General features: G+C 57.8%; 12 protein-coding genes and 1 pseudogene. 10 read left to right on the top strand and 3 right to left on the bottom strand.

Going from position 1 to position 11,960, the window contains the following annotated elements:
* Both BZK31_RS19135 and purT read left to right on the top strand, forming a co-directional pair.
* Positions 1-261, top strand: a pseudogene (locus BZK31_RS19135) (VUT family protein); the annotation flags it as partial.
* Between the two features lie 104 nt (positions 262-365).
* Positions 366-1,547 (top strand): formate-dependent phosphoribosylglycinamide formyltransferase, encoded by a 1,182-nt coding sequence (gene purT, locus BZK31_RS19130; protein ID WP_083184503.1) that lies wholly within the window; start codon positions 366-368, stop codon positions 1,545-1,547.
* Positions 1,548-1,880: 333 nt separating this feature from the next.
* Here the strand turns inward: purT and BZK31_RS19125 are convergent, their stop codons facing one another.
* The 3 genes from BZK31_RS19125 to BZK31_RS19115 all read right to left on the bottom strand — a co-directional run bounded on the left by BZK31_RS19125 (position 1,881) and on the right by BZK31_RS19115 (position 5,566).
* Positions 1,881-3,200: an MFS transporter gene (locus tag BZK31_RS19125; RefSeq protein WP_083184502.1), complete on the bottom strand. Its 1,320-nt coding sequence runs from the start codon at positions 3,198-3,200 to the stop codon at positions 1,881-1,883.
* Positions 3,201-3,496: 296 nt separating this feature from the next.
* Positions 3,497-4,741, bottom strand: coding sequence for a transporter associated domain-containing protein (locus BZK31_RS19120; RefSeq protein WP_083184501.1), 1,245 nt, complete (start codon positions 4,739-4,741; stop codon positions 3,497-3,499).
* A gap of 12 nt (positions 4,742-4,753) precedes the next feature.
* Positions 4,754-5,566 (bottom strand): cytochrome C assembly family protein, encoded by an 813-nt coding sequence (locus BZK31_RS19115; RefSeq protein WP_083184500.1) that lies wholly within the window; start codon positions 5,564-5,566, stop codon positions 4,754-4,756.
* A gap of 213 nt (positions 5,567-5,779) precedes the next feature.
* On the opposite strand from BZK31_RS19115, the gene ffh reads away from it, so the two are divergent.
* The 8 genes from ffh (at position 5,780) to BZK31_RS19070 (ending at position 11,877) form a co-directional block, all read left to right on the top strand.
* Positions 5,780-7,156 (top strand): signal recognition particle protein, encoded by a 1,377-nt coding sequence (gene ffh, locus BZK31_RS19110; protein ID WP_083184499.1) that lies wholly within the window; start codon positions 5,780-5,782, stop codon positions 7,154-7,156.
* A 247-nt stretch (positions 7,157-7,403) separates the two neighbouring features.
* Positions 7,404-7,661: a 30S ribosomal protein S16 gene (gene rpsP / locus BZK31_RS19105; protein ID WP_024685933.1), complete on the top strand. Its 258-nt coding sequence runs from the start codon at positions 7,404-7,406 to the stop codon at positions 7,659-7,661.
* A 4-nt stretch (positions 7,662-7,665) separates the two neighbouring features.
* The gene (gene rimM / locus BZK31_RS19100) at positions 7,666-8,205 is read left to right on the top strand and encodes a ribosome maturation factor RimM (RefSeq protein ID WP_083184498.1); all 540 of its coding nucleotides are present in this window, start codon (positions 7,666-7,668) and stop codon (positions 8,203-8,205) included.
* Positions 8,206-8,210: 5 nt separating this feature from the next.
* Entirely contained in the window at positions 8,211-8,963 is a 753-nt protein-coding gene (trmD, locus tag BZK31_RS19095; RefSeq protein ID WP_083184497.1) for a tRNA (guanosine(37)-N1)-methyltransferase TrmD, read from the top strand.
* A gap of 44 nt (positions 8,964-9,007) precedes the next feature.
* Entirely contained in the window at positions 9,008-9,358 is a 351-nt protein-coding gene (gene rplS, locus BZK31_RS19090) for a 50S ribosomal protein L19 (protein WP_002552524.1), read from the top strand.
* Positions 9,359-9,458: 100 nt separating this feature from the next.
* Positions 9,459-10,355 (top strand): site-specific tyrosine recombinase XerD, encoded by an 897-nt coding sequence (gene xerD / locus BZK31_RS19085; RefSeq protein WP_083184496.1) that lies wholly within the window; start codon positions 9,459-9,461, stop codon positions 10,353-10,355.
* A 122-nt stretch (positions 10,356-10,477) separates the two neighbouring features.
* On the top strand, positions 10,478-11,023 hold the full coding sequence (locus BZK31_RS19080; protein WP_083184495.1) for a hypothetical protein: 546 nt from the start codon (positions 10,478-10,480) through the stop codon (positions 11,021-11,023).
* Positions 11,024-11,262: 239 nt separating this feature from the next.
* Entirely contained in the window at positions 11,263-11,877 is a 615-nt protein-coding gene (locus tag BZK31_RS19070) for a hypothetical protein (RefSeq protein WP_083184493.1), read from the top strand.
* Positions 11,878-11,960: the final 83 nt, after the last annotated feature.

Here is an 11,960-nt window from a genome sequence, read left to right as displayed (position 1 = left end):
GCGCTGGCCAGCGCCACGGCGTTCGCGGTGTCCGAGTGCATAGACTGGCTGGTGTTCAGCATCACCAGGCGTCCGCTGCGTGACCGTTTGTGGATCAGTTCGGCGCTGAGTATTCCGCTGGATACCTTCATTTTTTTCGGCATGATCGACGCCCTGACCGTCCCGGTGGTGCTGACGGCGTTGCTCTCCAAGTTTGCTGGCGTTACAGCCGTCTGGATGATCATGGCCTGGCGAGCACGCCGCAACGCTTGTCCGGGTTGAACCCCCCATTTGCCGGGGCTTCATGGTAAATTGCGCGCCTTTCTCCACAGCGGTCGCTCGCACACGGCGGGCTGCCCTCGATATCTGCTCCACGAGGACCTGAGATGACTCAAATCGGAACTCCACTGTCGCCCACCGCGACACGCGTACTCTTCTGCGGCAGCGGCGAGCTGGGCAAGGAAGTCGTGATCGAGCTGCAACGCCTGGGCGTCGAAGTGATCGCTGTTGACCGTTATGCGAATGCGCCAGCCATGCAGGTTGCGCATCGCAGTCACGTGGTCAACATGCTCGATGGTGACGCCTTGCGCGCCGTGATCGAAGCGGAAAAGCCGCATTTCATCGTTCCGGAAATCGAAGCCATCGCCACGGCGACGCTGGTCGAGCTGGAAGCGGAAGGCTTCACTGTGATTCCGACCGCTCGCGCTGCGCAGTTGACCATGAACCGCGAAGGCATTCGTCGTCTGGCGGCTGAAGAGTTGAAGCTGCCGACCTCGCCTTATCACTTTGCCGACACCTTCGAGGCGTACAGCAAAGCCGTCGAGGACCTCGGTTTTCCGTGCGTGGTCAAGCCGGTCATGAGTTCGTCGGGCAAAGGCCAAAGCCTGCTCAAGAGCGCTGACGATGTACAGAAGGCCTGGGACTACGCGCAGGAAGGCGGTCGTGCCGGTAAAGGCCGGGTCATCGTTGAAGGCTTTATCGACTTCGACTACGAAATCACCCTGCTGACCGTGCGCCACGTGGGCGGTACTACGTTCTGCGCGCCGGTCGGCCATCGTCAGGAAAAAGGCGACTACCAGGAATCCTGGCAGCCACAGGCCATGAGCCCGGCCGCGCTGGCCGAATCCGAGCGCGTGGCCAAGGCTGTGACCGAAGCGTTGGGTGGGCGCGGGATCTTCGGCGTCGAGCTGTTCATCAAAGGTGATCAGGTGTGGTTCAGCGAAGTCTCGCCGCGCCCGCACGACACCGGTCTGGTGACCCTGATTTCGCAGGACCTGTCGCAGTTCGCGCTGCACGCCCGCGCCATTCTGGGCTTGCCGGTGCCGTTGATCCGTCAGTTCGGCCCATCGGCTTCGGCAGTTATTCTGGTTGAAGGGCAGTCGACGCAGACGGCGTTTTCCAACCTCGGTGCGGCACTGGCCGAACCGGACACCGCCTTGCGTCTGTTTGGCAAGCCGGAGGTCAATGGTCAGCGTCGCATGGGCGTTGCCCTGGCGCGTGACGCGTCCATCGACGCTGCACGCGCCAAAGCTACCCGCGCTTCGCAGGCGGTCAAAGTCGAGTTGTAAGCCTTTGTTCGGAGCAGGTCGCGAGCCTGCCCCCCCTTGTGGGAGCGGACCCGTCCGCGAAAGCAATGCGTCAGGCGCTGCCAATGAGGGCTATGTGCATCTTTTCGCGGACAAGTTGGCTCCCACGGTAAAGGACGGCGGAACCGCTGACGTGATGCGCGACCTGTGGGAGTCTCCCCAGACGCTGCATCTTCAGCGTCTCCACCACCCATGCAGGCCAGTCGCGAACCCTTGTAGCAGCGGACTTGTCCGCGAAGGCAGTATCCCAGGCACTGCATCTTCAGCGTCTGTGATACCGCTTCTTCAGTGAGCTTGCTCCCGGCAGGGCTGCGCTCACGCCGCCCGATTCAAGTCCTCATTGCGTGTCTCTTTCAGGCACAGCACCGCCAGCACACTGATCAGCGCTGCAGCCGACACATACCCGCCCACCCAGCTCAAGCCGCCCATCGCCACCAGCTTCTGGGCGAAGAACGGTGCAACCGATGCGCCGACGATGCCGCCCAGATTGTAGGCAGCCGACGCGCCGGTATAACGCACCTGGGTCGGAAACAGCTCCGGCAGCAACGCGCCCATAGGAGCGAAAGTCACGCCCATCAGAAACAACTCAATGCACAGAAACAGCGCCACACCCCAGGTTGTGCCGTGGGTCAGCAGCGGCTCCATGGCAAAGCCGGAGGCGATTGCCAGCACGCCGCCGACGATCAGCACCGGCTTGCGGCCAAAACGGTCACTTGCCAGCGCTGCCAGTGGCGTCGCCGCGGCCATGAACAACACGGCGAAACACAGCAGACCGAGAAACGTCTCACGGGTGTAGCCCAACGTGGACACGCCGTAACTCAGCGAAAAGACCGTCGAGATGTAGAACAGCGCGTAACAGACCACCATCGAGGCTGCTCCCAGCAGCATGGGCTTCCAGTGGTCGCGAAAAGTTTCGACGATTGGCATTCTGACCCGCTCGTGCCGTTCCATCGCCTTGGCGAAAACGGGCGTTTCCTCCAGCTTCAAGCGTACGTACAGCCCGACCATGACCAGCAATGCACTGAGCAGAAACGGAATCCGCCAGCCCCAGGCGCGGAATTGCTCATCGCTTAACGTCATGGCCAGCGTCAGAAACAAGCCGTTGGCGGCCAGAAAACCAATGGAAGGGCCTAGCTGGGGGAACATGCCAAACCAGGCGCGCTTGCCCTTGGGCGCATTTTCCGTCGCCAGAAGCGCAGCGCCGCCCCATTCGCCGCCCAGCCCAAGGCCCTGACCGAAGCGCAGCACACACAATAGAATCGGAGCCCATGCGCCGATAATGGCATAGCCAGGCAGGACGCCAATCAGAGTGGTGCAGATACCCATCAGCAGCAGTGAAGCGACCAGTGTCGACTTGCGTCCGATCCGGTCACCGAAGTGGCCGAACAGCGCCGAGCCCAGTGGGCGAGCGAGAAAGGCGATGCCGAACGTCAGAAATGACGACAGCATTTGTGCGGTGCCGGACGTCTGCGGGAAAAACACCGGTCCTATCACCAGCGCAGCGGCAGTGGCATACACGTAAAAATCATAGAACTCGATGGCAGTGCCAATGAAGCTGGCGGTCGCAACCCGGGTAGCCGAATTGGCAGGCGGCGTTGCGCTGTCGTTCTCATGGACGGTTGAAGTGCTGGTCATGCGGATATCCCTGACGGTTGTCTGGCCTGTCGGCATCGAGTGCACGGCGGCAAGGCTTCGTTATTGTGATTGTTACGTCATTAATGCGCAGCGCTGAGCAGCGTAGCCCGGTTGGGCAAGAGAGCAATGGCGGCGCTTCGGGGTAAGAGCGCGAGCCAGAGAAGGTGAAGTGTTCAGGCTACAGACCCTTCGCGTGACGTGCGGGTAGCACAACGATGGCCGGGCTGGATAAGCGTTTCGATTATAGGAAGCAGGTCAGCCCGCAAACAAGTGCTGACCGGATCGGGAGTGGATCTTCACCGGAAGACCAGGCTGGGCGCGTTTTGCCACATGGCGACCCGGGTGACGCGATTGTCTTCGGTTTCAAGGATTTCCAGCCGATACGGGCCGATTTTCAGGCAGACCGGCGCTTCGGGGATGGTTTCCAGGGCTTCGGTCACCAGTCCGTTCAAGGTCTTCGGTCCGTCGCTCGGCAAATGCCAGCCCAGGCTTTTGTTCAGATCGCGAATGGATGCCGCGCCTTGTACTTCCAGGCGGCCGTCTTCCTGGCGCTTGACGTGCGGGTTGTCCAGCGTCTGCTCGCTCTCGAACTCACCGACGATCTCTTCGAGGATATCCTCGAGCGTGACGATGCCCAACACTTCGCCATATTCATCGACCACCACGCCAAGGCGCCGCTGTTGCTTGTGGAAATTGAGCAGTTGCAGTTGCAGCGGAGTGCTTTCGGGAACGAAATACGGTTCGTAGCACACCGCCAGCAATTGCTCTTTCGTCAACGTGCCTTTAGGCAGCAGATGGCTGATATCGCGGGTGTTGATCACGCCCTGCACCTGGTTGATGTCATTGTGGAACACCGGCAGGCGCGTGTGCCGGGAAATGATCAGGCGTTCGATGATCAGTTCGATCGGGTCGTCGAGGTTCACACCGTCGACTTCGCTGCGCGGGATCAGAATATCGTTGACGGTAATGCTGTCCAGCGCGTGAATGCCCGATAGCACATTGGCGCGTGGGAAATGTTCCTGAACGCCGTCGAGGTGAGCGGATTTCTGCGCGTCTTCATCGAAGTCGCGACCGGGATCCTGCACGTTGCCTTTGAGAAACGGACGCAGCAGGGTTTTCGCGGTGGCGTTGAATGCCCAGGTCAGCGGCCAGACCAGCTTCATCGGCAGGCGCAGCAGCCCGTTGCCCAGATGCAGGGTCGAGACGGGATAGCGACCTGCCAGACGACGCGGCATGTACTCGCCGAACACCAGAATCACGGCGGCCGTGACCAGCCAGGCCAAGGTCGGGCCGTTGTAGAACCAATAATCGGCTGCGATCAGCGTGGTAATCACGGTAATCAGAACCCTGATCAGCGTATTGCTGAGGATCAGGCTGTTGAGGTTGAAGGCCAGTTCGGGGAGGGAAGTGTCACCGGGGCGGCTGCCGGCGCGCAGTATCTTGAGTTGCTGGTGCGCGGTTTCGACCGCCGTGAACAGGCCGGACCAGAGTATCAACAGCACCAGAACGCCGAGCAGCGGGCCGATGGGCAGGTTATCCATGATCGTCGCCCGTCAGATATGCAGGATGAATTCGCGCACCAGCTTGCTGCCGAAATAGGCCAGCATCAGCAGGCAAAAGCCGCCAAGCGTCCAGCGAATGGCTTTGTGTCCACGCCAGCCGAGGCGATTGCGACCCCACAACAGGACGCTGAACACCACCCAGGCCAGGCAGGCGAGGAGTGTTTTGTGCGCCAGATGCTGCGCGAACAGGTTCTCGACGAACAGCCAGCCGGAGATCAGCGACAGCGAGAGCAGAATCCAGCCTGCCCACAGGAAACCAAACAGCAGGCTTTCCATGGTTTGCAGCGGTGGGAAGTTCTTGATCAGGCCCATCGGCTGCTTGTGCTTGAGCTGGTAATCCTGCAACAACAGCAGCAATGACTGAAAGGCGGCGATGGTGAACATGCCGTAGGCCAGCAGTGACAGCAGGATGTGGCTGAGGATGCCCGGTTCTTCTTCGATGGGCTGTACCGTGCCGCTGGGGGCGAACTGGGCGAGCAGGGCGGTGACCATTCCCAAGGGAAACAGCAGCACCAGCAGGTTTTCCACGGGGATGCGGACCGTGGCGATCAGCGTCACGACGATCACCGACGCAGCGATCAGACTGGCCGAATTGAAGAAGTCCAGGCCCAGACCGGCAGGGCGCGCCAGTTGCGAGAAAAGGCCGAATGCGTGAGCGATCACGGCCAGTGTGCCGAGCAGGCAGAGCAGCCGTTTGTCGGGCCGGGTGGTCTGGCTCAGACGAAGGCCCTGATAGACGGTCGCAGCGGCATAAAGGCTGGCGGCGGCGAGGCTGGGAAGCAGGCTGGGTGGCAAAGGGAACATAGATCCTGATGGACGGGCCTGAAAAGACGCTGAGTTTGGCATAGAACCGTCAAATCACGAAAGACCACAGAAGCAGTCTGCATGGTGTCCGTACAGCAGAGTCTTCGCTATAATCCGCGACCTGCTCAAGCCGCAGGCTCGCCGAGCGCCATTTCTGCATCACGGGCCGGGCCGCATCAACCGGGGTTCGACGAGAGCCTGAAAGGATCGCGCATGTTTGAAAATCTGACTGACCGCCTCTCGCAGACGCTTCGCCACGTAACTGGCAAGGCCAAGCTGACCGAGGACAACATCAAAGATACCTTGCGCGAAGTGCGTATGGCGTTGCTCGAAGCCGATGTCGCCTTGCCCGTGGTCAAAGACTTCGTCAACAGCGTCAAGGAGCGGGCGGTCGGCACCGAGGTGTCACGCAGCCTGACGCCAGGCCAGGCGTTTGTGAAAATCGTCCAGGCCGAACTCGAAAGCCTGATGGGCGCCGCCAACGAAGATCTGGTGCTCAACGTCACGCCACCGGCTGTCGTACTGATGGCCGGCCTGCAGGGCGCGGGCAAGACCACCACGGCTGGCAAGCTGGCGCGCTTCCTTAAAGAGCGCAAGAAGAAAACCGTAATGGTGGTGTCGGTCGACGTGTATCGTCCCGCCGCCATCAAGCAGCTTGAAACCCTGGCCAATGATATTGGCGTGACCTTCTTTGCGTCCGATATCAGCCAGAAGCCGGTCGACATCGCTCAGGCTGCGATTAAAGAAGCCAGGCTGAAATTCATCGATGTGGTGATCGTCGATACCGCCGGTCGTCTGCACGTCGATGCCGAGATGATGGGCGAGATCCAGGCACTGCACGCTGCGGTCAAGCCGGCCGAAACGCTGTTCGTCGTGGATGCGATGACCGGTCAGGACGCGGCCAATACCGCCAAGGCATTTGGCGATGCGCTGCCGCTGACCGGCGTGATCCTGACCAAGGTCGATGGTGATGCGCGCGGCGGTGCGGCGTTGTCGGTGCGGGCCATCACTGGCAAGCCGATCAAGTTCATCGGGATGGGCGAGAAGAGCGAAGCGCTCGAACCGTTCCACCCTGACCGTATCGCGTCGCGAATCCTGGGCATGGGCGACGTGCTCAGCCTCATCGAGCAGGCCGAACAGACCCTCGACAAGGACAAGGCCGACAAACTGGCCAAGAAGCTCAAGAAAGGCAAAGGCTTCGACCTCGAAGACTTCCGCGACCAGTTGCAACAGATGAAGAACATGGGCGGTCTTGGTGGCCTGATGGACAAGCTGCCGAGCATCGGTGGCGTCAACCTGTCGCAGATGGGCAACGCACAGGGCGCAGCCGAGAAGCAGTTCAAACAAATGGAAGCCATCATCAACTCGATGACGCCGGCCGAACGCCGTGATCCCGATCTGATCAGCGGCTCGCGCAAGCGCCGTATTTCGATGGGGTCTGGCACTCAGGTTCAGGACATCGGGCGTCTGATCAAGCAGCACAAGCAGATGCAGAAGATGATGAAGAAATTCTCCGCCAAGGGCGGAATGGCCAAAATGATGCGCGGCATGGGTGGAATGTTCCCCGGCGGCGGCATGCCAAAGATGTGATTGTGTCGCGCGCGGATTGTCTTGCGCGCGTCCCGCATGGGGGGCAACCCCCACTCAGCCCGCAGTTTGCGGGCTTCTATCCGCTGTCATACCGGCAGCGCTCTGGCAAATCTGGACGGCACGCCGATAGGCGCCGGAAAAAGACATTTGCAAAAGTCGGGATATTCCTTAGAATATGCGGCCTTTCGGGCACCTATGCCCGCTGTGCATCTTAGATTTGCAGCACCGACTACAGGAACGATGTTCAATGCTAACCATCCGTCTTGCCCTTGGCGGCTCCAAAAAGCGCCCGTTTTACCACTTGACCGTAACCGACAGCCGCAACGCTCGTGACGGTTCCCACAAGGAACAAGTAGGTTTCTTTAACCCGGTTGCCCGTGGTCAGGAAATCCGTTTGTCCGTTAACGAAGAACGCGTCAACTACTGGTTGAGCGTAGGTGCACAAACTTCCGAGCGCGTTGCACAGCTGCTCAAAGAGCACAACAAGGCAAAGGCCGCGGCCTGAGTCTATGAACGCGACGCCTGCACCTGCCGACGATCTGATCGTCATTGGCAAGATTTATTCAGTTCATGGCGTTCGCGGCGAAGTGAAGGTTTTTTCCTTTACTGATCCGATTGGAAACCTGTTGGACTACAAAACCTGGACGCTTCGGCGCGAAGGCAGCGTTGAGAAGCAGGTTGAGCTGGTCAGTGGACGCTTGCAGAGCAAGTTCCTGGTCGCAAAGCTCAAAGGTCTCGATGATCGCGAAGAAGCCCGTCTTCTGTCCGGTTACGAAATCTGTGTGCCGCGTAACCTGTTCCCTGATCTGGACGATGGCGAGTACTACTGGTACCAGCTTGAAGGCCTCAAGGTCATCGACCAACTCGGGCAATTGCTCGGAAAGATCGATCACCTGCTCGAAACCGGTTCGAACGATGTAATGGTTGTAAAGCCCTGCGCGGGTAGCCTGGATGATCGCGAACGCCTGTTGCCCTATACGGAGCAATGCGTGTTGGCAGTCGACCTGGATGCTGGCGAGATGAGGGTGGATTGGGATGCGGACTTCTGAATGCCATGGCTAGCCTGCGCATAGAAGTCATCAGTCTGTTTCCCGAGATGTTTTCCGCCATCAGCGAATACGGCATTACCAGCCGTGCGGTGAAGCAGGGGCTGTTGCAGCTGACCTGTTGGAATCCGCGGGATTACACCACCGATCGTCATCACACTGTGGATGATCGCCCGTTTGGCGGTGGTCCGGGCATGGTGATGAAGATCGAGCCCCTGGAAGATGCTCTGGTTCAGGCCAGGCAGGCGGCAGGGGAAGCGGCGAAGGTAATTTACCTGTCGCCACAAGGCCGCAAGATGGATCAGTCTGCGGTGCGCGAACTGGCGCAGGAGGAAGCGATTATCCTCATCGCCGGTCGTTATGAAGGCATTGACGAGCGCTTTATTGAGGCTCATGTCGATGAAGAGTGGTCGATTGGTGACTATGTTCTTTCCGGTGGCGAGCTACCGGCGATGGTCCTGATTGACGCGGTTACGCGACTGCTGCCTGGAGCTTTAGGGCATGTGGACTCCGCGGAGGAAGATTCCTTCACGGACGGTCTGCTGGATTGCCCGCATTACACCCGACCTGAGGTGTATGCGGATCAGCGTGTTCCCGACGTGTTGCTAAGTGGCAATCACGCGCACATCCGGCGTTGGCGTTTACAGCAGTCCCTTGGGCGGACCTATGAACGACGCGCTGATCTTCTGGAAAGCCGCTCGCTTTCTGGAGAAGAGAAGAAGCTGCTGGCGGAATACATCCGCGAGCGGGACGATAGTTAACGTATCGATGGTCGATCCAGACGGATTACCTTAGGAGCACCAGCATGACTAACAAAATCATTCTTGCCCTCGAAGCAGAGCAGATGACCAAAGAGATCCCTACCTTTGCCCCGGGCGACACCATTGTCGTTCAGGTGAAAGTGAAGGAAGGCGACCGCGCTCGTCTGCAGGCCTTTGAAGGCGTTGTAATTGCCAAGCGTAACCGTGGTGTGAACAGTGCTTTCACTGTTCGTAAAATCTCCAACGGTGTTGGCGTTGAGCGTACTTTCCAGACCTACAGCCCGCAAATCGACAGCATGGCTGTGAAGCGTCGTGGTGACGTCCGCAAGGCCAAGCTGTACTACCTGCGTGACCTGTCCGGTAAAGCAGCTCGCATCAAAGAAAAACTGTCCTGATACAGTTTCTCGATGCATAAAAAAGCAGCCTTCGGGCTGCTTTTTTGTTGTCTGGTGTTTAATGATTCATTTTCCAGTGTCCGCACAAGCCCGAGAGACCATGCCTGCCCTAGACCACCCGTTGATCGACCAGTTTCTCGATGCACTCTGGCTGGAAAAAGGCCTGTCCGATAACACGCGCGATGCCTATCGCAGCGATCTGGCCTTGTTTCACGGCTGGCTTCAGGAGCGCGGTGTCGACCTGCCCAGCGCCGGGCGCGAGGCGATTCTCGATCATCTGGCCTGGCGAGTGGATCAGGCCTACAAGCCGCGCTCCACCGCTCGCTTCCTGTCCGGGGCGCGTGGTTTTTATCGTTATCTGCTGCGTGAAAAACTGATCGCGGTCGATCCTACCCTGCAAATCGACATGCCTCAGTTGGGCAAGCCGTTGCCCAAGTCACTGTCCGAAGCCGATGTCGAAGCACTGCTCGCCGCGCCTGACTTGAGTGAACCCATCGGCGAGCGTGATCGTGCGATGCTCGAAGTGCTATATGCCTGCGGTCTGCGGGTAACCGAACTCATCAGCCTGACCCTGGAGCAGGTCAATCTGCGGCAGGGCGTAATACGGGTGATGGGCAAGGGCAGCAAGGAGCGTCTGGTGCCCATGGGTGAGGAAGCCATTGTCTGGGTCGAGCGCTACATGCGCGGGGCCCGCGATGAGTTGCTGGGTGGTCGGCCCAGCGACGTGCTGTTCCCCAGCCAGCGCGGCGACCAGATGACCCGCCAGACCTTCTGGCATCGAATCAAACATCAGGCGGTTGTCGCCGGCATTGATAAATCACTGTCACCACACACCCTGCGTCATGCCTTCGCCACCCATCTGCTCAACCACGGTGCCGACCTTCGTGTGGTACAGATGCTGTTGGGGCACAGCGACCTGTCGACAACGCAGATCTACACCCACGTCGCACGTGCACGGTTGCAGGAACTGCATGCCAGGCATCATCCGCGTGGTTAGCTAACGGGTGGTTGTAATTGGACTAGTGTGGTCATTATAAAACAGTCTAACGGTTGGAGTGTATCACGTCTTCAATAGGCTATTCTTGAGTGGTAGAACCTTTTTTATCAAGGAAGATTAATATGGCCAGTAATAGTCGCGAGGGTTCGTTTCTTGCTCGTCTTGAGTATGTGTTTGATCCCGGGGCGGAGGAAAATAACAAGCTTGTGCAGTTAGAAAAAAGCCGCATGCTAGCAAGGCTTACTGTCCCTCAATACAGCAGCTCAAATGTGACGATTAGTCCATCCGAAGAAGCGAATCGTGAATATATTGCCAATTTTGGGTTTGCCAAGCTTGATGCCAACGGTCTTATTGAGGTGCATGATTTTTTATGTGTTAACTCAGTGGTGAGTAAACCGTTGAACGTCTATTTTCGGCCAAATGATGAGGGTGCTTATATTATGGAGTGCCAAGAGCAGGCGACTGAAAGTCAATCGATATCTTTGCATGTCGACCCGGCCTCTGGTTCAACTTATCAGGTGTTTGGTGACCCAGTCATTTCTTCTCCGGACTCTGAAAAGGTGATGTATATTGGCATAGATGACGGATGGATTGTCAGGACCCGGCGTGCGGGGATAGCATTTCTTGCCCTGATAGAGCGTTGCGATAAGAACCTATTTTTCTATTGATTCTATGGAGGCTCAGTACGTCAACTTGAGGTCGGCACTTAGTCATCGATTTATGCAAGCTTCTAAGTATGAAGAGGTTTTTGGTAAAGGATGGTTCGAGTGGATGAGAGATGGTTACGGTACAGCTGTGAAATTTAAGCTGACGATAATCGAACGCTACAAAAAAGATGGCGCTGTCTTAATTCAGTGAGTAATTAAAATGCACCGCCAGTGATGCTTCATATCAAGGAGGAAATGACATGCCTGACGTTAATTATAAAGGTTGTTTTACAGCGAGGCTCGAGCTTCACGATAACACCCCGTTAGGGTTTCACACGATCGTTGATGGCCAGCGTAAGGAGGATGATTGTCTCCAGGTTCAGTCAGAGAGTGGACAGACTATTGAATTCTTTTTTCGTCCTTATGAAAAAGACGCCTATGTCTTGGCGTTTACGGTCAGCATGCCTAAAGAGTGGACTGAAATTCCGATAGGTGATGACTGGACTGGAATTCCGCTACCGACTGACTGGACTGAGATTCCGATACCTGATGGTGTGAAGTCGCAATCCAGCGACTGGGCTTATCTGGGCTTCGGTGAGGAATACAGCATCGGTAAAACGAAAATTCCCGAGTTTGCGTACCCTGTCGCACTACAAGGTGACGGGGGCAGTGAGTTTTCAATCGATTCGGACGCCGTGCAGTCTGTCTACTTGAAGTGCCTCAGGCCGGGTTATGGAAATATGCAGATAGCCAAGAGCAAAACGCCACCCGGTGACGTGCTTTTTTCCAGGCCACGCGAAGATTCCGAGGATGCGTTGTTCAAGTTGACCATACTCAGTCGGTATGACGCAGACGGCTCAAGCATTGAAAAGTGAGTCAGCAACAGGGAACTGCCTGTCGACATGAGCAGGTCAACAGGCAGCTCCGCTCGCTACTGTGCCGGAGCGTCCCTGTCCAG

It is taken from the genome of Pseudomonas floridensis (assembly GCF_002087235.1).
In the GTDB taxonomy this organism is placed as follows: Bacteria; Pseudomonadota; Gammaproteobacteria; order Pseudomonadales; family Pseudomonadaceae; genus Aquipseudomonas; species Aquipseudomonas floridensis.
The sequence above is the reverse complement of the archived record's forward strand: the minus strand, read 5'-3'. Positions and strand labels throughout refer to the sequence as shown.

Bases quoted from the DNA above. Each gene is read 5' to 3' on its own strand.
- purT (WP_083184503.1), top strand. From the start codon at position 366: ATGACTCAAATCGGAACTCCACTGTCGCCCACCGCGACACGCGTACTC.
- BZK31_RS19125 (WP_083184502.1), bottom strand. From the start codon at position 3,200: ATGACCAGCACTTCAACCGTCCATGAGAACGACAGCGCAACGCCGCCT.
- BZK31_RS19120 (WP_083184501.1), bottom strand. From the start codon at position 4,741: ATGGATAACCTGCCCATCGGCCCGCTGCTCGGCGTTCTGGTGCTGTTG.
- BZK31_RS19115 (WP_083184500.1), bottom strand. From the start codon at position 5,566: ATGTTCCCTTTGCCACCCAGCCTGCTTCCCAGCCTCGCCGCCGCCAGC.
- ffh (WP_083184499.1), top strand. From the start codon at position 5,780: ATGTTTGAAAATCTGACTGACCGCCTCTCGCAGACGCTTCGCCACGTA.
- rpsP (WP_024685933.1), top strand. From the start codon at position 7,404: ATGCTAACCATCCGTCTTGCCCTTGGCGGCTCCAAAAAGCGCCCGTTT.
- rimM (WP_083184498.1), top strand. From the start codon at position 7,666: ATGAACGCGACGCCTGCACCTGCCGACGATCTGATCGTCATTGGCAAG.
- trmD (WP_083184497.1), top strand. From the start codon at position 8,211: ATGGCTAGCCTGCGCATAGAAGTCATCAGTCTGTTTCCCGAGATGTTT.
- rplS (WP_002552524.1), top strand. From the start codon at position 9,008: ATGACTAACAAAATCATTCTTGCCCTCGAAGCAGAGCAGATGACCAAA.
- xerD (WP_083184496.1), top strand. From the start codon at position 9,459: ATGCCTGCCCTAGACCACCCGTTGATCGACCAGTTTCTCGATGCACTC.
- BZK31_RS19080 (WP_083184495.1), top strand. From the start codon at position 10,478: ATGGCCAGTAATAGTCGCGAGGGTTCGTTTCTTGCTCGTCTTGAGTAT.
- BZK31_RS19070 (WP_083184493.1), top strand. From the start codon at position 11,263: ATGCCTGACGTTAATTATAAAGGTTGTTTTACAGCGAGGCTCGAGCTT.